General features: G+C 71.3%; 17 protein-coding genes and 1 pseudogene. 3 read left to right on the top strand and 15 right to left on the bottom strand.

Going from position 1 to position 18,608, the window contains the following annotated elements:
• The 5 genes and pseudogenes from ACWDR3_RS22095 to ACWDR3_RS22075 all read right to left on the bottom strand — a co-directional run.
• Positions 1–93 (bottom strand): annotated as a pseudogene (locus ACWDR3_RS22095) (trehalose-phosphatase); the annotation flags it as partial.
• On the bottom strand, positions 94–834 hold the full coding sequence (locus ACWDR3_RS22090; protein ID WP_450354219.1) for a sigma-70 family RNA polymerase sigma factor: 741 nt from the start codon (positions 832–834) through the stop codon (positions 94–96).
• A 148-nt stretch (positions 835–982) separates the two neighbouring features.
• On the bottom strand, positions 983–1,681 hold the full coding sequence (locus tag ACWDR3_RS22085; protein WP_450354218.1) for a hypothetical protein: 699 nt from the start codon (positions 1,679–1,681) through the stop codon (positions 983–985).
• A gap of 143 nt (positions 1,682–1,824) precedes the next feature.
• Positions 1,825–2,586 carry a YcnI family copper-binding membrane protein gene (locus tag ACWDR3_RS22080; RefSeq protein WP_450354217.1) on the bottom strand — a complete coding sequence of 254 codons (762 nt, stop codon included), beginning with the start codon at positions 2,584–2,586 and terminating at the stop codon, positions 1,825–1,827.
• Between the two features lie 38 nt (positions 2,587–2,624).
• Positions 2,625–3,311 (bottom strand): hypothetical protein, encoded by a 687-nt coding sequence (locus tag ACWDR3_RS22075; protein ID WP_450354216.1) that lies wholly within the window; start codon positions 3,309–3,311, stop codon positions 2,625–2,627.
• 105 nt (positions 3,312–3,416) lie between these two features.
• Here ACWDR3_RS22075 and ACWDR3_RS22070 point away from each other — a divergent pair, with 105 nt between their 5' ends.
• The 3 genes from ACWDR3_RS22070 (at position 3,417) to ACWDR3_RS22060 (ending at position 5,128) form a co-directional block, all read left to right on the top strand.
• On the top strand, positions 3,417–3,902 hold the full coding sequence (locus ACWDR3_RS22070) for a DUF5990 family protein (protein WP_450354215.1): 486 nt from the start codon (positions 3,417–3,419) through the stop codon (positions 3,900–3,902).
• 55 nt (positions 3,903–3,957) lie between these two features.
• Positions 3,958–4,350 (top strand): DUF6153 family protein, encoded by a 393-nt coding sequence (locus ACWDR3_RS22065; protein ID WP_450354214.1) that lies wholly within the window; start codon positions 3,958–3,960, stop codon positions 4,348–4,350.
• A gap of 100 nt (positions 4,351–4,450) precedes the next feature.
• Positions 4,451–5,128: a DUF305 domain-containing protein gene (locus ACWDR3_RS22060; RefSeq protein ID WP_450354213.1), complete on the top strand. Its 678-nt coding sequence runs from the start codon at positions 4,451–4,453 to the stop codon at positions 5,126–5,128.
• Positions 5,129–5,193: 65 nt separating this feature from the next.
• On the opposite strand, the gene ACWDR3_RS22055 is transcribed toward ACWDR3_RS22060, so the two are convergent.
• The 10 genes from ACWDR3_RS22055 to ACWDR3_RS22010 form a co-directional block, all read right to left on the bottom strand.
• The gene (locus ACWDR3_RS22055) at positions 5,194–6,348 is read right to left on the bottom strand and encodes an NAD-dependent formate dehydrogenase (RefSeq protein WP_450354212.1); all 1,155 of its coding nucleotides are present in this window, start codon (positions 6,346–6,348) and stop codon (positions 5,194–5,196) included.
• 129 nt (positions 6,349–6,477) lie between these two features.
• The gene (locus ACWDR3_RS22050; protein ID WP_450354211.1) at positions 6,478–7,410 is read right to left on the bottom strand and encodes a LysR family transcriptional regulator; all 933 of its coding nucleotides are present in this window, start codon (positions 7,408–7,410) and stop codon (positions 6,478–6,480) included.
• Positions 7,411–7,452: 42 nt separating this feature from the next.
• Positions 7,453–7,914: a molybdopterin-dependent oxidoreductase gene (locus ACWDR3_RS22045; RefSeq protein WP_450354210.1), complete on the bottom strand. Its 462-nt coding sequence runs from the start codon at positions 7,912–7,914 to the stop codon at positions 7,453–7,455.
• A gap of 198 nt (positions 7,915–8,112) precedes the next feature.
• Positions 8,113–12,339 (bottom strand): molybdopterin-dependent oxidoreductase, encoded by a 4,227-nt coding sequence (locus tag ACWDR3_RS22040; RefSeq protein ID WP_450354209.1) that lies wholly within the window; start codon positions 12,337–12,339, stop codon positions 8,113–8,115.
• Between the two features lie 184 nt (positions 12,340–12,523).
• Positions 12,524–13,198 carry a 4-carboxy-4-hydroxy-2-oxoadipate aldolase/oxaloacetate decarboxylase gene (locus tag ACWDR3_RS22035; protein ID WP_450354208.1) on the bottom strand — a complete coding sequence of 225 codons (675 nt, stop codon included), beginning with the start codon at positions 13,196–13,198 and terminating at the stop codon, positions 12,524–12,526.
• Between the two features lie 9 nt (positions 13,199–13,207).
• Complete coding sequence (locus ACWDR3_RS22030; protein ID WP_450354207.1) at positions 13,208–14,455, bottom strand: aspartate transaminase; 1,248 nt, start codon at positions 14,453–14,455, stop codon at positions 13,208–13,210.
• A gap of 4 nt (positions 14,456–14,459) precedes the next feature.
• Positions 14,460–15,203 (bottom strand): SDR family oxidoreductase, encoded by a 744-nt coding sequence (locus ACWDR3_RS22025; protein ID WP_450354206.1) that lies wholly within the window; start codon positions 15,201–15,203, stop codon positions 14,460–14,462.
• A 116-nt stretch (positions 15,204–15,319) separates the two neighbouring features.
• Positions 15,320–16,630 (bottom strand): MFS transporter, encoded by a 1,311-nt coding sequence (locus ACWDR3_RS22020; RefSeq protein WP_450354205.1) that lies wholly within the window; start codon positions 16,628–16,630, stop codon positions 15,320–15,322.
• A 198-nt stretch (positions 16,631–16,828) separates the two neighbouring features.
• Entirely contained in the window at positions 16,829–17,815 is a 987-nt protein-coding gene (locus tag ACWDR3_RS22015) for a 5-oxoprolinase subunit C family protein (protein WP_450354204.1), read from the bottom strand.
• Positions 17,808–18,590: a 5-oxoprolinase subunit B family protein gene (locus ACWDR3_RS22010; RefSeq protein WP_450354203.1), complete on the bottom strand. Its 783-nt coding sequence runs from the start codon at positions 18,588–18,590 to the stop codon at positions 17,808–17,810. Before ACWDR3_RS22010 ends, ACWDR3_RS22015 begins: the two co-directional genes overlap by 8 nt.
• Positions 18,591–18,608: the final 18 nt, after the last annotated feature.

The following is an 18,608-nucleotide window of genomic DNA, read 5'->3' as shown; positions in this document are numbered from 1 at the left end:
CGGCACGATCGGGGCGAGAGTGCCGTCGAAGTCGAGGCCGACGACCGTCCCGGCCGGCCGCCGCAGGATCGCGGCGAGCCCGTCGCGTCCCGCCTAGGCCATCAACACCGCTTCGGAGTCGGTCAGTTGACCAACGAGCGTGGCGCGTGCCCTTGCCACTCGTGAACGGACCGTCCCTATCGGGCAGTCGCTCACCGCGGCGGCCTCCGCGTAGGGCAGGCCGAGGAGTTGGGTGAGGATGAAGGCCTCCCGGCGCTCGTCCGGCAGTGCGGAGAGCAGGTCGAGCAGGACCACCCCGTCGTCGAAGCCCGGCAGGCCCCGCGGCTGGGCGCGTTCCGCGGCCGGCTCCCAGTCCGGCGCGTCGGACTGCCGGGGGCGTGCGGCGGCGTACCGATAGCCGTCGATCACCGCGCGGCGGGCGATGGACAGCAGCCACGAGCGGGCCGAGCAGCGGCCCTCGAACCGGTGCAGACTGCCGAGCGCCCGCAGGAACGTGTCCTGCGCGAGGTCGTCCACGGCCTGCGGATCGGCGCACAGATGGGCGACGTAGCGCCGGACGTCGCGGTGCAGGGCGTGGACGAAGCGCTCGACGGCGGCCTGGTCGCCGGTCCGGGCGGCGAGGGCCCACGCCGTTATGGACTCGTCGAGGGGGGCGAGGGGGTCGATGACGTCGGCGAGGTCTCGTTCGGTGTGCGACCTGGCGCTTTCGGCGACGCCTGTCGCAGCGCGTACGTCCGCTTTGATGTCCATTTTGACGTCGACTTTTACGTCCACCTTGACGTCGCCTTTGACGTCAACTTCCGCGCGCTGCGCGGGCAGGGCAGGAGTGATCACCTGGGGTCCTTCTCGGGATCCGCGATCCGGGCCGCGGGCGCGCGAGGGCGCGGGCGGTCCGGTCAAGAGGGAGGTCGGCCCTACCGCGTCGACGCGCGCGTACGGCCGTGGCCGGGGCGTGCGCAGGGGCCGCCCCGGGAACCAGCTGTCATCTGACGACAGCCGTGGCCATGGGCGGCCCGCGAGAGGTGATCGCGTGGGTGAGGTGGAGCAGGCGCGGCGCCCGGTCGGAGCGTCGGCGGTGCGGGCGAACCCGCGGACGGTCCGGGGTGGCGGGCAGCGCGAGCAGCAGCCGGAGCGGGGCCACCAGCCGTGCGGCGACGGCCCGCAGGATGCGGAAGGCCGCCCGTTCCCCGTACGCCAGCCACAGACCGCACAGCAGCGCGGCCAGCAGGTGGGCGGCGAGCATGCCGAGGGAGGACGGGGTGCCGTGGAGCGAGAAGCCCATGTCCATGGAGTCCGCGGAACCCGTCGGCCCGGACATGGCCGCCGCCGCCCCCATCGAGGCCATGTCCATGGAGTCCGCCGAGGACATGTGCATCCCGCCCATGTCCATGGAGTCCATGGTGTGCCGCGCCCCCGCCTCGACGTGCGCCGACTGCGCCAGCGAGAACGCCGAGTGGAGCAGGGTCTGGGCAGCGACCACGACGGCCACGATCAACGGGAGCCCGCGTTCACGGCCCGCCAGGCACCAACCCGCGGCGCCGGTCACGGCCGCACCGGCGGCGAGCGCCCACAGGGGCACCTCGCTGCCGGACATCAACACGTGGCCGAGGGCGGCGAGCAGCACGCACACGGCCGCGAACATCGCGGTCCGTGTCGTGCGTGCAAACCACCCTGGCCTCATGCGCCTCATCCTCGCATCCGGGTCGTCACCGGCAAGGGTGAGTACGGAAGTGCACAGGTCACCACACTCAACCCACAGGCTGTGACCCAGGACACGAGGACGAGGACGAAGACGAGAACGGCCATGCCCGGGGGGGCTCGTTCCTACTCCTTGCCGGACCCCGCCGACCGGCCGCGCGCGACGGCGAACGCGGCCGCCGCCAGGCCCAGTACGCCCACGACGAGACCGGCGATGCCGAGCCCGCGCGCGGTGGAGTCACTGGCGTCGGAGCTGCTGGAGCTGTCCGAACTGTCGGACGCGGACGCCTGCGTGGTCGCCGACGCGGACGGCGCGGCCGCCGTATCGCCGTCCTCCGAGGCGCCCTTGGCGGTCAGCTTCAGGACCGGCGCCGGGTTCTCCGGCTCCTCGTCGCCCGACTGTGCCTCCTCGATCCAGCGGACGGTCTTGCCGTCGGAGTACGTCTGGAGGGTCTTGAAGGTCAACTGGTCGGTGTCGTCGGGCAGTTGACCGAAGGCGACGTCGAAGTCCTCGAACTGTCCGGCGCCGATCTTCCCGCCGGTCCAGGTGACCGCGGAGACCGCGTCGGTGATGGTGCCGTCGTCGGTCTTGACCGGCGTCTTGAGCTTGGTGGTGGTGACCTTGGCGGTCCAGCCGTCGTGCGGGGAGACGAGCACGCCGAGGACGGGGTGGTCGGTGGGCAGGAAGACCTGCACCTTGGTGGTGCTCGCGGTGTCCTCCTCGTTGGGCACGCGGAAGGTCAGGATGCCGTCCGTGGCGCCCTTCGCGTAGCTCTCGGGGTGGACGGTGACGTGCGCGGAGGCGATGCCCGCGGCGGTCATGATCGCGGTGGCGGCGAGGCCGGTGACGATTCCGGCGCGGCGCAGGGTGGAGCGTACTGGGGACATGAGTGGGCTGATCTCCGTACTGGAAAAGGGTGTTGGGGTCAGTTCGCGTACGAAGGCCCCGGCGGCGGCCCGCGCCGCTGCACCGCATGTCGCAGGAAGAGTTGTCGTCCGAGCGGTCGTGGGCGGACCGCGCAGAGAGCTACGGCGTCCGGTGCGGCCGGCACGCCCCGCGCGCCGTCGCGCACCTGCCACCACGCCACCAGCCCCGGCACCAGCGTGGCGGCCCTGCGCAGCAGCGACCACAGGGCGGCCTCGCCGCGCCGCAGCCACCAGGTGAGCAGGACCGCGGCCGTGACGTGGGCGGCGGTGGCGTGCGGGGTCAGCGCGTGGGTCTGGCTGTGGACGTGAGCGTGCGCGGCCATCCGCATGCCGTGCGCGGACGCCATGCCGTGCGCCCCCGACATCGAGGACATGCCCTGCATCGACGTCATGCCCTGCATGGAGGTCATCGAGCGCAGGGAGCCCAAGCCGTGGGCGCGGGCGGCGTCGAAGGTCAGGTGCAGACCACCCTGGGCCGTGAGGGTGCCTGCGCCGATGGCGGCCAGCGAGCGCTCCCGGCCGCCCAGCAGGTACGCGACCCCGAAGACCGGCGCGAACCCGGCGGCCTGCGCCCACACGGGCGGTGCCGAACCGGTCGCCAGGGCATGTCCTCCGGCGGCGAGCAGCACGCACAGCGCGGCGAAGACCGCCGCGCGCAGCGTACGTACCGAAGGAGACGCCGTCATGGCGCCCGATCCTGCCACGCGCCGGTACGGGCCCGCCCCGCGGATACCGAAGCCCACAGCCGCACACTGAAGTCCCACAGGACAACGAACCGAGGCGGTGACGGCATGACGGCCGGTCTGCGCATCCGTATCGACGCCGTCGACCTGCCGGGCCGCGCCTGCGGACCCGCCCAGGGCGTCCCGTCGTACACGAACATCCATGTCGCCGTGCAGCGCCGGAACCGTCCGGCCGAGCTGCTCGGTGCCACGCCCGGGGACGCCGGGTCCGCGAGGTGGACGCTGGAGTGCACCGCCGTCGTCTCCGAGGACGGTACGGATGTGAAGGGGCCGTATCTGCAGGGCGGGCCGGGCGGCCGGTTCGTCTATCTGTCGTGGGGGTCGGTCGACGAGGCCGGGGCCTTCACGATGTTCCGCCGCGCCAAGCTGATGCTCGACGCGGTACCGGGCGAGGTGCTCGACACCGCCGTGCGTGAGGGCGTGCTGGTCGGGCGGCTCGGGCTGACGGACGGCCGCGGCGGGCCGCTCTGCGCGCGCGTGGTGCCGCCGCGCATCCTCTGGACGGCGGAAAGCGACAGCACCGATCAGAAGTGACCGACGCCGAGGGTGACCGTCGGCGGTCCGCAACGGTGTGCGTAGCATGAACCGCGTGACAGCCCGCGCACAGCAACGCACCGCGCCGCCGCACCCCGTGCGGTGGCGGGCGCTGCTCGTGCTCGGGCTCCTGGTCGGGCTGCTGGGCATGCACGCACTGGCTCCCGGTGGCGGAATGCACGAGGACTCCGCCGACCGGCACACGACGGTCGCGGCCGCCGCGCACGGGGACTGTGCCGGTGACGACTGCGGCTCGGGTCAGATGCACCACGCCGACCGGACCTGCGTGTCCGGGGCGGTGAACGGCGGGCCCGCACTGCCCGCGCTCGTGCCCGACCCGGTGGCCGCCGCCGTACCGGCCGAGGCGCCACGCTCGTACGCCGTCACCGCGCCGGACGGCGGCCGCGCGCCGCCTGATCTGGCCGAACTCCAACTCCTGCGGATCTAGAGGCCGTTGCGCCCCACCGCGCACCCGTCATCGGGGCGACGCGGTGCGCTCGCGCACGCCCTCACACGCCAGATCCCTTTCGCACAGCAGGAGTTCCCGCATGCGCAACACCGTTCGTACGTCACCGATTCGTACGTTCCCGATTCGTACGTCACCGATCCGCCGCGTCGCCCTGATGGCCGCCGCCGTGTCCGCCGCACTCGTCCTCGCCGCCTGTGGCAATGGGGACGGTGACAGCGGGCACGACGGTCATGGTTCCGCCGCGTCCTCCACCGGCACCAGCACCGGCGCCCGGAGCCACAACGCCCAGGACGTGGCCTTCGCGCAGGGCATGATCCCGCATCACCAGGGGGCCCTGGAGATGGCCGGGCTCGCCGCCGATCGGGCCTCGTCGGCCCAGGTCAAGAGCCTCGCCTCGCGGATCGAGAAGGCCCAGGACCCGGAGATCAAGACGATGTCCGGCTGGCTGAAGGCCTGGGGCGAGGACGTGCCCTCGGCCACCTCCTCCGCCATGCCCGGCATGGACCACTCGGAGCACTCCGGGATGCCGGGGATGATGGCCGACAAGGACATGGCCGAACTGGAGAAGGCGTCCGGCACCGGCTTCGACACCATGTTCCTGACCATGATGACCGAGCACCACCAGGGTGCCGTGACCATGGCCAACACCGAGAAGAGCAAGGGCAGTTACGGTCCCGCCAAGGACATGGCCGGTGACATCGTCACCGGCCAGACCGCCGAGATCGCCGAGATGAAGAAGCTCCTCGGCAAGGGCTGAGTGAGCGGGTGGGAGGACCGGTGTCGGACACCGGCCCTCCCATCCTCCCGCCCCCCTCTACCCCGCTACACGGAGTACGAGTGGGCGCCCGTGCCCGCCAAGTGGCCGCCCTCCACGATCAGATACTCGTCGCGGAGGGGCCGGCCCGCGAAGAAGGACTCCAGGATCTCGCGGGTGCCGGCCGCGTAACGGGCCTGCGCGGAGAGGGAGGAGCCCGAGATGTGCGGGGTCATGCCGTGGTGCGGCATGGTCCGCCAGGGGTGGTCCGCGGGGGCCGGCTGCGGGTACCAGACGTCACCCGCGTACCCCGCCAACTGCCCACTCCGCAGGGCCCGGTCGACGGCGTCCCGGTCGGCGATCTTCGCCCGCGCGGTGTTGATGAGGTAGGCGCCGCGCTTCATCGTGCCGATCAGCTCGTCGCCGAACAGGCCCTCCGTCTCGGGGTGCAGCGGCGCGTTGATGGTGACGACATCGCAGTGCGGCACCATGGCCGCGGCGCTCTCGTGCCAGGTCAGGCCCAGCTCGCGCTCGATGTCCTCGGGCAGCCGGTGCCGGTCGGTGTAGTGCAGCTTCACGTCGAAGGGCGCGAGCCGGCGCAGCACCGCGAGCCCGATCCGCCCGGCGGCGACCGTCCCGACCTGCATGCCTTCGAGGTCGTACGAACGCTCCACGCAGTCCGCGATGTTCCAGCCGCCGTCGAGAACGACCTGGTGCGAGGGCAGGTAGTTGCGCACCAGCGACAGCGTCATCATCACCACGTGCTCGGCGACGCTGATGCTGTTGCAGTACGTCACCTCGGCGACCGTCACGCCGTGCGCGATCGCCGCGTCCAGGTCGACATGATCGGAGCCGATGCCCGCGGTGACGGCGAGCTTGAGGTTCTTGGCGGCGGCGATGCGCTCCGGGGTGAGGTACGCCGGCCAGAAGGGCTGCGAGATCACGACGTCCGCGTCGACCAGCTCGCGGTCGAAGGCGGAGTCGGCGCCGTCCTTGTCGGAGGTGACGACGAGGGTGTGGCCCGCCTTCTCCAGGAAGGCGCGCAGGCCGAGTTCGCCGGAGACGCTGCCGAGGAGGTGGCCCGGGGTGAAATCGATCGCCTCGGGGGTCGGGGTGGTCTGGCCGCCGGGGTAGTGGTCGATCGCGGGGAGGTCGTCGCGGGCGTACGTGGTGGGGTATCCGTCGGTGGGGTCGTCGTACAGCACGCAGAGCACCTTGGCCATGTCGCGGCTCCTCAACTGGCGTTGCGGGAAGGTGCTGTTCACGATGCTCGCGGGCAACCGCCCTGGTCAAAGCGTTCTTTGTGATGTCGGGATAGCCGACGGCTATCAACTGCCGTCGGCGGGGAGGCGTCAGGTGCCGTCGCTCAGGTACGTGTGCAGCAGCTCGTCCAGCGCGTCCCGCACCCCCGCCTCCCGCGCGACCTTCAACAGCGCCTCGGCCAGCACCGATTGGGGTTCGCTGCGGGCGACGACCAGGCCGACGCGCGGTCCGTGCGCGGGTCCTTCCAGCGGTATGACCCGCATGCCGTCGGGGACGCCGAACATGTACAGCCACGCGTGCGAGATCACGCTGGACCAACGGCCGCCGGTCAGATGGGCGTAGAGCCCCGCGACACTGTCCGACTCGATGGCGGGCGTGGCCGTGACGCCCTCGGCGGCGAAGCACTCGTCCATGATGCGACGGTTGCGCATCCGGGGGTTGAGCAGGCACAGCGGGAGCGTGGCGGCCTGGGACCAGCTGGCCTTCGCGACCCCGGCGAGCGCGCCGCCGACGGGGGTGAGCAGCACGTACCGCTCCTCGTACAGCGGGAAGCGGCGCACGTGGCGCAGGGTGTCGTCGTCGAGGTAGGTCATCGCCGCGTCCAGCTCGAACTCGGTGAGTCCCTGAGTGATGTCCACGGACGACAGCGACTCCAGGGTGACCCGGGCGCGCGGGTGGCGGTCGCAGAACGGGGTGGTCAGCAGGGAGGCGGCGGGCAGCGCGGTGGGCACCACGCCGAGCCGTAGGGTGCCGGCCAGGCCGTCGCGCAGGGCCGACAACTCCTGTTGCAGGGCGTCCCGTTCGGCGAGGATGCGGTGCGCCCACGCCAGGACGACCTCACCTTCGGGGGTGAGGCCCTCGTACCGTCTGCCGCGGCGCACGATCGGGACGTCCAGTTCGTGTTCGAGGCGGCGGATCGCGGCGGACAGGGTCGGCTGCGAGACGTAGCAGGCGGCCGCGGCGCGCGCGAAGTGGCGTTCACGGGCGAGCGCGACGAGGTATTCGAGCCTGCGGAGCAGCATGCGATCAGGGTGCCTTGTCCAACGGCGTGCGGGGACCCCGTGTCACCGGCGTACGTAATCCCCGTCGACGCGGATCGCGCTGATGCCGCTGATGTAGCGGGCGCCGCAGCGGTCCTGCGGGAGCACCAGCTGGGGTCCGGCGCGGTCGAGCGGGGTGTCGTCGATGCTCGCCGCGAGCAGTACGGGCGCGTGCGCGAAGTCGGGGTCGATCTCGGCCCAGGTCAGCAGGGCGTGGTGGCCGTCGGCGCCGGTGACGGCGATCAGGAAGCGCAGCCGGTCCTTGCGGCGGCGGGGGTCGAAGCCGGGTCCGGCGTCGGTGAGCACGTCGTACAGGCGTGGTCCCGTGAAGTGGTGGTGCTGGGGGCCGCTGGTGGCGCAGTCGAAGGTGACCCGGGCCCGGTGCTGCGGCCAGCGGAGCAGGTCCGGCACGGTCAGCCGGGCCGGTCGGGCGAGGTCCCCGGTCAGGGCGAGCTCGGCGACCGGCTGGATCAGGGACTGGCTCACGGGCCACCACCTCCCGCAAGACGGTACCCGGGAGACGGGGACAGGCAAACGCGTCTGCGCATGTGAACGGCAATTCAGCCAGGCTTGTGCAAGGTGAATGGGATATTCACCCTCGCATCTGCCGTCCCGCTCGCCTCTGCCGGGAGCCGTTCCTCGTCCTCTGCCGGGAGCCGCCCCTCACCTCTGGCCGGGAGCCGCTCAGTACACGTCCCTGACGTACCGCTTGTCCGCCGCGAGCTGCTTCACGTACGCCGCCGCTCCCGCCTCGTCCAGGCCGCCGTGCAGGGCGGCGATGTCCCGCAGGGCCCGATCGACGTCCTTGGCCATGCGGGAGGCGTCGCCGCAGACGTAGAGGTGGGCGCCCTCCTGGAGGCGGGACCAGAGCAGGGGGCCGTGCTCGCGCATGCGGTCCTGGACGTAGACCTTGGCGCGCTGATCGCGGGAGAAGGCGGTGTCGAGGCGGTCGAGGGTGCCGTCGGCGAGGAGATCGGTGAGCTCGTCCTCGTAGTAGAAGTCGGTGGCCCGGTGCTGTTCGCCGAAGAACAGCCAGTTGGGGCCGCGGTGGCCGAGGGCGCGGCGCTGTTCCAGGAAGCCGACGAACGGGGCGACTCCGGTGCCGGGGCCGATCATGACCATCGGGGTGGCCGGGTCGACGGGCGGGCGGAAGTGCGGGGAGTGCTGGACGTGCACCGGTACGAGGGTGTCCGGTTCGGCGTCGGCGAGGAACGGGGAGCAGACGCCCTGGCGCGGGCGGCCGGCCAGGTTCTCGTAGCGCACGACGGAGACGGTGAGGGAGACCTGGTGGGGGTCGGTCAGCGGGCTGGACGATATGGAGTACAGGCGGGGTTGGAGGCGCCCGAGGACGTCCGTCCACTCCTGTGCGCCGGCCCGGACCGGGTGTTCGGCGACCAGGTCGACGGCCTGTCGGCCCCAACACCACTTCGCCAGGCCGTCCTTGTTGTCGGGGCGCTGCAGCTTCTTCAACTCCCGTGAGTCGCCTACCCGTTCGGTGAGGAAGCGGAGCAGTCCCGGGGTGATCCGGGTGATGTCGAGGTGCCGCAGCAGCGCCTCACCGAGCGGGACCTCTCCTACGCCGTTCAGGTCGACCGGGGTGTCCGCGTCGAGGCCGGTCACGGTCAGCCACTCCCCCACCAGGGCACGGGAGTTGAGCGGCCGGACGCCGAGCGCGTCGCCCGCCTCGTAGACGAGCGGAGTCTCGCTGTCCCGGGTGTCGAAGGTGAACCGGCGGACCTCCTTGCCGGCGCCGGGGCGGCTGAGGAGACGGTTGCCGGTGAGGCGGGCGGTGACGGGGGCGGGCTTCCTGGGACGCGGGGCGACAGGGGCCACTGGGGCCACAGGGGCGGGGCCGACTGGGGCTGAGGCGAGGGAGGTTGAGGCGAGGTCACCCGTAGTCGGCCCGGACTCCCGCTCAGAGGCTCCAGCGAGCGTGCCGAGCGCCGTGAGCACCTCGTCCAGCCACGCGTGCGCCGCGTCCTCGTAGTCCGGCTCGCAGTCCGTACGGGGTGTCAGGCTCGACGCGCCCAGTTCCCGCAGGCGTTGGTCCAGGCGGCGGCCGTGGCCGCAGAAGTCGGCGTACGAGGAGTCGCCGAAGGCCAGGACGGCGTAGCGGCGGCCTTCCATGCGCGGGGTGTCGGGGGCGGCCAGTGTCTCCCAGAAGCCGGTGCCGTTGTCGGGGGCGTCGCCGTCGCCGAAGGTGCTGGTGACGAGGAGCAGATCGGCGCCGGGCGGCAGGGTGGCGGGGTCGGTCTCGTCCATGCCGAGCAGGGAGGGGGCGTGCCCGTCCGTCTTGAGCCGCTCGGCGATCGCGGCGGCGAACTCCTCGGCGTTGCCGGTCTGCGAGGCCCACAGGATCACCACCTCACGGCCGGGCGACCTCGCGGGCAGGCCGGTGTCGGCGGTGCCCGGCGTCGCCCGCGAGTACATGCCGGCCAGCACGCCGTTGACCCACAGGGCGTGCTCGGCACTGAAGGGTGCGGAGGGCGGGAGGACGGGCACGCCCGGGGCGCCGGAGGGGATACCGGCCAGGAAGCCGACGAGGTACTGCCGTTCGAGGGCGGTGAGTTGGGGCGGCGGACCGGGTTCGAGACCGAAGGGTCCGCCGGAGGGCACGATCGCCGCGCCCGGCCTCTCCGCACCCTGCCTCTCCGCGCCCGACCTCTCCGTGTCCGACCGCGCCACATCAGAGTTCCCCGTGCCCGAACTCACCGCACCCGGCCCCGGAATCCGTACCGTCACCGGCGTCGACACCTTCGTCAGCGACACCGCGCAGACCTTCAACTCGGGCTGGAAAGACAGCGGATCGACCGCGTCACTGGTGACCGCGTTGACGCTCAGGTACTCCCCGAACACGTCGTTCCAGTGGAAGGGCGCGAAGCAACTCCCCGGCTGTACACGGTCGGTGACCACGGCGGGCAGTACCGCACGCCCGCGCCGGGAAGCCACCTCCACCGAGTCGCCTTCGCCGACGCCGAGTCGGTCGGCGTCCCGTGGATGCAGTTCGACGAAGGGCCCGGGGGCGAGCCGGTTCAGCTTGGGCACCTTCGCGGTCTTGGTGAGCGTGTGCCACTGGTGCTGCAGCCGACCGGTGTTGAGGACGAACGGGTAGTCGTCGTCGGGCATTTCGGCGGCCGGGATGTGCGGCCGGGCGAAGAAGACGGCACGGCCGCTCGCGGTGGGGAACGTAAGCGAGCCGTCCCCGTTCACGTACCGGACCGGGTTGCGGTCGGGCCCGTCCTCGGTCGGGGCCGGCCACTGCACGGGGGTGGAGCGCAGCCGTTCGTAGGTCACCCCGCGCAGGTCCCAGCCGGTCTTCGGGTTCCAGGCCCGCTTCAGTTCCTCGAAGACGTCCTCGGCGCTGTCGTAGGAGAAGCCCTCCTCGTACCCCATCTCCCGGGCGACGGCCGCGATGATCCGCCAGTCGGCCATCGCCTCGCCGGGCGGGTCGGTGGCCGGGGCGGCGAGGGTGAGGTTGCGCTCGCTGTTGATGAGGACGCCCTCGGTCTCGGTCCACAGGGCGGCGGGCAGCACGACATCGGCGTACGCGTTGGTCTCGGTCTCGGCGAAGGCGTCCTGGGTCACGACGAACTCGGCCGCCTCCAGGCCCTCGATGACCGTCTTGCGGTTGCCGACGGAGGCGACCGGGTTGGTGCAGATGATCCAGCAGGCCTTGATCTCGCCGTCGGCCATCTTCCGGAACATCTCGACGGTGCCCTTGCCGACCCCGTCGGCGCGGACGCTGCCGGCCGGCAGCCCCCACAACTCCTCTATGAACGCCCGCTCTTGGTCGACGAGGACGGACCGCTGACCGGGCAGCCCCGGCCCCATGTACCCCATCTCCCGGCCGCCCATGGCGTTGGGCTGGCCGGTGAGGGAGAAGGGGCCGCTGCCCGGACGGCAGATCGCGCCCGTCGCAAGATGCAGGTTGACCAGGGCGTTGGTGTTCCAGGTGCCGTGCGTGGACTGGTTGAGGCCCATGGTCCAGCAGCTGGTCCACTCCCCCGCCTCGCCGATCAGCCGGGCGGCCTCCCGCAAGTCGTCCTCGGCGAGGCCGGTGATCTCGGCGACGGCGGCGGGCGGGTAGTCGGCGAGGAAGGCGGGCATCGCCTCCCAGCCCTCGGTGTACCGGGCGATGAAGTCGGGGTCGGTGTGCCCGTTCTCGTGGAGCAGGTGCAACAGGCCGTTGAGGAGCGCCAGATCGGTGCCGGGCTTGATCTGGAGGAAGAGATCGGCCTTCTCGGCGGTCGCGGTACGACGTGGATCGACGACGATCACCTTCGCGCCGCCCGACTTCACCCGGTCCATCATCCGCAGGAACAGGATCGGGTGGCAGTCGGCCATGTTGGAGCCGATGACGAAGAAGACGTCGGCGCGGTCGAGATCCTGGTACGAGCCGGGCGGGCCGTCCGCCCCGAGCGACAGCTTGTAGCCGGTGCCGGCGCTGGCCATGCACAGCCGGGAGTTCGACTCGATCTGGTTGGTCCGCACGAACCCCTTGGCCAGCTTGTTCGCCAGGTACTGCGCTTCGAGCCCCATCTGTCCGGAGACGTAGAAGGCGACCGCGTCGGGCCCGTGCTCGTCGATGATCGCGCGCAGCCGCCGGGCCGTCTCGGTGATCGCCGGAGCAAGGGCTGCGGGCTCCTCCTGCGCGCCCCGCTCGGGCCGACGCAGGGCGGTGGTCAGCCGGCCGGGCGCGGCCAGCATGTCGGCGGTGGTCGCGCCCTTGGTGCAGAGCCGGCCGAAGTTCGCGGGGTGCGCCTTGTCGCCGGACGCCTTCAGGACCGTACGCCGTCCGTCCGGGCCCATGCCGACGTCGAGGACCATGCCACAGCCCACTCCGCAGTAGGAGCAGACCGTGCGCACCTTCCTCGTGCCGGCGTTCCCCGAGTGCGGCGCGGCCACGGGCATCCCCTGCCTCTCCTGATCGTCCCGTGCGGGTGGAGCTTCCGCGACCGTACGAAATGCCCATTACGCCGGTGTCTCCTGGGCCGGTCGTCGGGGGTTACGCGGGACGCACAGGGGTGGGGCGGGCGGTGTGAGAGGGGTCGGGAGGGTGGGTCCGGGCGGTCGGTCAGGAGCGGGTCAGGGCGGGTCAGTCCTCGATGACCAGGCCCTTCGCCGCGAGCAGCGGTTCGAGATTGCAGATCTCTACGACCGTCCGGCCCGCCCGGTACGCCGCGATGTACTCCGCCTCCGTGTCGACCCGCCGCTGCGAGGCGGCGACCGCCTCGACGGCGTCCTCCTGGCGGACGACGACCACGCCATCGGCGTCGGCCCGCATCACGTCACCCGGGCGGACGAGCACCCCGCCGATGGTGACCGGCTCGCACATCGGGCCGACGGTCTCCTTGACCGTGCCCTTGATCGAGACGCTGCGGGAGAAGACCGGGAAGCCCAGATCGCGCAGGTCCTCGGTGTCCCGAACACCCGTGTCGGTGATCAGGCCCGCGAGGCCCTTGGACTGGCAGGCGTTGGCGAGGACGTCACCGAAGGAGCCCGCCTCCTCGTAGTTGCCGGCGGACACGACCACGACGTCGCCCGGCCGGGCGTAGGCGATGGCGGTCTGGAGCATGAGGTTGTCGCGCGGGGCGCACTGGACGGTGAAGGCGGGGCCGCACAGGGACATGCGGTGGTCGACCGGCTTGATCGCCGAGTCCAGCGCCCCGAGCCGGCCCTGTGCCTCGTGGATGGTGGCCGAGGAGAAGGCGCTCAACTGCCGGACGACGGAGGGTTCCGGCCGCTCGAACTTGGTGCTGACGCGGATCATGATGACCTTTCAGGCGGAGGGCTCGGAGGGAGCGGCGGCGGTCAGTGCGGCGCACGCCGTTGCGATGCGTTCGCAGGCCTCGGTGAGGACGTCCGTCGACGTGGCGAACGAGATGCGGAAGTAGCCGGGAGCGCCGTACGCGGCTCCGTGGATCACCGCCACCTGCTGGTCGTCGAGGAGGTACCGGGCGAAGTCCTCGTCGTTCTCGATCCGGGTGCCGGCAGGGGTGAATTGCCCTATGGCAGCCCGGCAGTTGACGAGGAGGTAGAAGCCTCCGTCCGGGACGGTGGCGCTGAGCCGGGGCACGTCGTTGACGAGCTTCACGGTCGCGTCCCGACGCGCGCGGTAGACCCGCACGGTGTCCCGTACGAAGTCCTGCGGCCCGGTGAGCGCGGCGGCAGCGGCGGCCTGGCTCACGGAGGAGGGGCACGAAGAGGTCTGGGACTGGAGGGTGTTGATCGCGGTGACCAGGTCCGCAGGACCGACCCCGTATCCGATGCGCCACCCGGTCATCGCATACGTCTTGGAGACACCGTTGGTGAGGAACACCCGGTCGGCCAGGCGGGGTTCGACGGCGGCGAGGGACGGGGCGTCCTCATAGCCGTACCAGATCTCGTCGTAGATCTCGTCGGTGAGGACGCCGACGTGCGGGTGGGCCAGCAACACCTGGGCCAGGGCCTGGAGTTCGGCGGTGGTGTACGCGGATCCGGTCGGGTTTCCCGGGGTGTTGAGGACGACCCAGCGGGTGTGCTCGGTGATCGCCGCCGCGAGCCGTTCCGGCGTGAGCTTGAAGCCCTCCGCCTCCGGGCAGTCGACGATGACCGGCGTGCCGTCGTTGGCGCGGACCATGTCCGGGTAGGACACCCAGTACGGGGCGGGGACGATGACCTCGTCGCCTTCGTCCAGGGTGGCCATCAGGGCGAGGAAGATGACCTGCTTGGCGCCGCCGCCGACGGTGATGCGGGAGTCGGTGACGTCGAGTCCGTGGCGTTCGCGGAGTTTGCCGGCGATCGCCGTGCGCAGGGCCGAAGTGCCGTTCACCGGCGTGTACTTGGTCTCGCCCGCCTCGATGGCCTTGATCGCCGCGGCCTTGACGTGGTCGGGGGTGTCGAAGTCGGGCTCGCCCACGGTGAGGTCGAGGATGGTGAGCCCCTGGCTCTTCAGCTCGCGGACGCGCTGGGCCGCCGCCGTGCTCGGCGAGGGCTTGATGCGGCGCAGTCGCTCTGCCGTCTTCAGGTGACGCTCTGCCGTCTTCATGTGATCAGCCCTCCCTGCGCTCGAAGTTGAGACCGCCGGGCACCTGGAAGGTGGGCAGGATCTCGATGTGGCCGATGTTGACGTGCCGGGGCGCGTCGACGGCGAACTCGATGGCGTCGGCGATGTCCTCGGGCTTGAGGGACTCGTAGCCGTCGTAGAACTCCCGCTGGGCGGCCTCCATGTCACCGAGGAGGCGGCCGAAGATCTCCGTCTCCACGCGGCCGGGGCAGATCTCGCTGACGCGGACCCGGCGGCCGTAGCCGTCGACCCGGAGTTGGCGGGAGAGGGTGTGCACGGCGGCCTTGGTCGCGTGGTAGATCGTGTTGCCGCCGAAGTTGTAGACACCGGCGATGGAGCTGATGTTGACGATGTGTCCGAGGTCGCGCTCGACCATGCCGGGCATGAGCAGGCGGACCAGGTGCAGGACCGACTGGATGTTGACGGCGATCTGCTCGTCCACGGCGAACTCGTCGGCGGTCAGGATGTTGCCGGTGCGGGAGACGCCCGCGTTGTTGACGAGAACGTCGATCTCCAGGCCGTCGAGTACGGCGGTGAGCGCCTCCGTGTCGGTGATGTCGACGGCGTGCGGGATGCAACCGGTCTCGTCGGCAAGGGTGTTGAGCCGGTCGGCGTTGCGGGCCACGGCGTGGACTTCGAGGCCGCGCTTGGCGAGGCGCTCGACGACCACGGCTCCGATGCCGGTCGACGCTCCGGTGACGAGGGCCGTCCTGTAGTCGGAGATGGGCATGCTGAGGGCTCCTTGCTGTGCGGGGTGGGGGGTGTACGGGCCGTGCGGGTGCGGGGTGCGGGTTGCTTGGGCGCGAGGGAGGCTCGGGCGCGGGGTTGCCTGAATGCCGGGGTGGGTCAGGCGTCGCGCAGGGGCAGGTGTGCCCGGTCCTGCACGCGGGACACGGCGATGAGCGTGCCCAGGGCCGTGATCACGGCGTAGAAGGCCGGCATGTTGACGTTGCCCGTGCGGTCGATCAGGTAGGTCATGAGCAGCGGGGCGGTGCCGCCGAAGAGGGCGGAGGAGACGTTGTAGCCCAGGCCGTAGGCGGAGTAGCGCACGCGGGTCGGGAAGAGTTCGACGAGCAGGATGTGGATGACGCCGGTGTGCCCGGCGAACACGACGGCCATGACGCAGGCGCCGATGACGGCGAGGGCCACGTTGCCGGTGCCGATGAGGAGGTAACAGGGGATGCCGACGACGGCCATGGCGATCGCGGCGCCGGCGATGACCTTCTTGCGTCCGATGCGGTCGGAGAGGCGGCCCATGTACGGGATGGCGATACAGATCGCGACCAGGCTGGAGGCGGTGACGAGGAGGCCCTGGACCTTGCCGAAGTCCAGCTCGCTGCTCATGAAGGTGGGCATGTAGCTGAACAGGACGTAGTAGCCGGAGCCGTTCATCAGCGGGATGAACAGGGCGAGCAGCATGGCGCGGCGGTGCTCGGGCGACTTGAATGCTTCTTTGAGGGGGTTCTTGGACAGCCCGTCCTCTTCTTTCAGGCGCGTGAAGTTGGGCGTGTCGCTGATCCGCTTGCGGATGTAGATGCCGGTGATGCCGAGCGGCACGGCGAGCAGGAACGGGATGCGCCAGCCCCAGGACTGCATGCGGTCGTCGCCGAGTCCGCTGGTCATCGCGGCAGCCACCAGGGTGCCGGTGAGCAGGGCGAGGAACGAGGCGATCTGCGCGTAGCTGGTGTAGAGGCCGCGCCTGCCCTCCGGGGCGTGTTCGGCGAGGAAGCTCATGGCGCCGGACGCCTCGCCGCCGACGGAGAAGCCCTGGGCGACGCGCAGCAGGATCAGCAGGGCGGGAGCGGCGACGCCGATGCTCGCGTAGGTGGGCAGGATGCCGATGGCCGCGGTGGCGATGCTGATCAGCATGATGACGAAGACCAGCATCCGCTGGCGTCCGATGCGGTCGCCGAGGTGACCGCAGATGACGGCGCCGAGGGGGCGGAAGAAGAAGGAGACGGCGTAGCCGAGGAAGACGAGCTGGATCGCGTTGTCCGAGCCGGGGAAGAAGACCGCGGCGAGCGATCCGGCCATGAAGCCGAAGATGCCGTTGTCGTAGAGCTCGGCGAAGATGCCGACGCACCCGGCGAGGGTGACCTTGCGGGCGGTTCTGGGATCGACCGTGTTGGGGACTGGCTGAGCGGCCACGGTACTCATGGCGTCTCCTGTCTTGAGCAGCAGGCGTGGGATGAGGGGTGTTGCGGCTCCGTGCGGGGTGCTTCCAGCGGGTTGGCGGGACGGGGTGGGTTTTGTGTGCGAGTGGGCTGTGTGCGGGTGGGGAGGAAGCGGTTGTGGGTCTGGCGCGGGGCGGTGGGGGCTGGGCGCGCAGTTCCCCGCGCCCCTAAAAGCGGTCGGTCACGTTCCCGCGGGTGCGCGGATGCGTAGGGCGTCGAAAGCCGTGCTGACCCTGGATCTCAGGGCGGCTATGGCGTTGCGTTGGGTGCGGTGGGCGGCTACCGCCTGGGCGAGGGTGCGGTGGCGGAAGTGGAGGGTTTGGCCTGGGCGGACCTGGCCCAGGGCGGACAGGCCGGTGGCGGTGACTACGGCGAGGACGGGGTAGCCGGCCGTGACACCGCGGCCGCGGTGCAGTACGAGGAGTTCGTCCCCGGCGGGTACTTCGACGGCGCCGATCGGGACGCCCCGGGAGAGCACCTCGCCCGTGGTGACGCGGCGGGGCACCTCGCCCTGAAGTCGCAGGCCGATGTGGTTGCTTCGCGAGGTGACCGTGAAGGGGGCGTCGAACAGGCGCCGTCCCGTGTCCCCGAACTCGGCCCGGTCGGGGCCGTCGGTGACGTCGATGGTCCAGCTGGCGGGGAAGGACGGGACGGGTGCTTTGAGGCGGAAGAGGGGGATGCGGGAGAACGGGTGGTCGAGGGGCGGACAGGCCGCGCGCAGGACGAGTTCGTCGCCGGCGCTCAGGGCCGGGCCGAAGCCGAGGATCGTGTCGGGAGCGCAACTGCCCTGCAACCGGTCCGCCTCGAAGGAGCCGAGCACGGCCAGATAGACGCGCAGTCCCTGCCGGATGCCGCTGACCTTGACGGTCTCGCCGGCCCGCACCGGAACGGGTTCCCACTGCGGCCGTACGCCTCCGTCGACGGTGACATCGGCGGGGGCGCCGGTCACCGCGACGAGGATGTCGCTGGACGGCACGCACGCGAAGTCGAGTGCCGTGATCTCCAGCAGCGGGGCGCGTTCGTCGTTGCCGCACAGGACGTTGGCGACGCGCGCCGAGTGCTGGTCGGCGGCTCCGTTGGCGGGCAGCCCGTAGCGGGAGCGGCCGACGCGGCCGAGGTCTTGGACGGTGACGATGCCGGGGGTGCGGATGGTGAGGGTGTCAGCCATGGTGGACCACCAGGTCTGCCGCGTCCGTCACGTCTGTCGTAGCCGCCGAGTCCACCAAGTCCGCGAGGCTCAAGTCGGCGTATTCGTCCCACTGTTGGGCCTCGATGGGCCGGAAGCGGAAGGTGTCGCCGGGCCGGTACGCGGTGATCGGGTCGCTGTGCAGGTCGAGGACGCGCACGGGGGTGCGGCCGAGGAGGGGCCAGCCGCCGGGCGAGGGCATCGGGCAGATGACCGCCTGCCGGCCGGCGACCGCGACCGAGCCGGGGGCGACCTTGGTGCGGGGCGAGGCGAGGCGAGGCACCGGTTTCGGGAAGGGCGGGCCGTCCGTCATCGGGGCGCCGGCGGGTGCGCCGAGGCAGCGCACGGTGAGATCGGACCCGGAGTGCAGGTCGACCACCTCGCCTTCGGTCAGGCCGAGTTGGGCCGCCACCACCGGGAGGTCGGGGCCGTACTCACCGCCGTAGACGACGGGGACGAGGAAGTGGCGTGGCGAGGTCGTCGGTTCGGGACGCGGGCCGAGGCGGGCGGCCTCGTGCGCCAGGACGCTCCGTACGGTGGCGTGGTCGGTGCGCGTGCAGTCGAACTCCACGAGCAGGGCGTCGTAGGTGGGCACCACGTCGTGCACACCGGTGAGCCGGACGGCGTCCAAGGCGTCGGCGAGGGCGTGGACCAGTTGCCAGGCGGCTTCGGCGTCGAGTCCTACGGCCTTGGCCATGAGGGCGGAGTCGCCGCAGTCGATGATCGTGACGCCGGCGTTCACCTCAAGATCCGTCACCTCAGGACCCCTTACCCC

It is taken from the genome of Streptomyces sp. NPDC001002 (assembly GCF_053599215.1).
The sequence above is the reverse complement of the archived record's forward strand: the minus strand, read 5'-3'. Positions and strand labels throughout refer to the sequence as shown.

Excerpts from the sequence above, each read along its gene's own strand:
- ACWDR3_RS22085 (WP_450354218.1), bottom strand. The coding sequence starts at position 1,681 with ATGAGGCCAGGGTGGTTTGCACGCACGACACGGACCGCGATGTTCGCG.
- ACWDR3_RS22080 (WP_450354217.1), bottom strand. The coding sequence starts at position 2,586 with ATGTCCCCAGTACGCTCCACCCTGCGCCGCGCCGGAATCGTCACCGGC.
- ACWDR3_RS22075 (WP_450354216.1), bottom strand. The coding sequence starts at position 3,311 with ATGACGGCGTCTCCTTCGGTACGTACGCTGCGCGCGGCGGTCTTCGCC.
- ACWDR3_RS22070 (WP_450354215.1), top strand. The coding sequence starts at position 3,417 with ATGACGGCCGGTCTGCGCATCCGTATCGACGCCGTCGACCTGCCGGGC.
- ACWDR3_RS22060 (WP_450354213.1), top strand. The coding sequence starts at position 4,451 with ATGCGCAACACCGTTCGTACGTCACCGATTCGTACGTTCCCGATTCGT.
- ACWDR3_RS22055 (WP_450354212.1), bottom strand. The coding sequence starts at position 6,348 with ATGGCCAAGGTGCTCTGCGTGCTGTACGACGACCCCACCGACGGATAC.
- ACWDR3_RS22050 (WP_450354211.1), bottom strand. The coding sequence starts at position 7,410 with ATGCTGCTCCGCAGGCTCGAATACCTCGTCGCGCTCGCCCGTGAACGC.
- ACWDR3_RS22040 (WP_450354209.1), bottom strand. The coding sequence starts at position 12,339 with ATGCCCGTGGCCGCGCCGCACTCGGGGAACGCCGGCACGAGGAAGGTG.
- ACWDR3_RS22035 (WP_450354208.1), bottom strand. The coding sequence starts at position 13,198 with ATGATCCGCGTCAGCACCAAGTTCGAGCGGCCGGAACCCTCCGTCGTC.
- ACWDR3_RS22030 (WP_450354207.1), bottom strand. The coding sequence starts at position 14,455 with ATGAAGACGGCAGAGCGTCACCTGAAGACGGCAGAGCGACTGCGCCGC.
- ACWDR3_RS22025 (WP_450354206.1), bottom strand. The coding sequence starts at position 15,203 with ATGCCCATCTCCGACTACAGGACGGCCCTCGTCACCGGAGCGTCGACC.
- ACWDR3_RS22020 (WP_450354205.1), bottom strand. The coding sequence starts at position 16,630 with ATGAGTACCGTGGCCGCTCAGCCAGTCCCCAACACGGTCGATCCCAGA.
- ACWDR3_RS22015 (WP_450354204.1), bottom strand. The coding sequence starts at position 17,815 with ATGGCTGACACCCTCACCATCCGCACCCCCGGCATCGTCACCGTCCAA.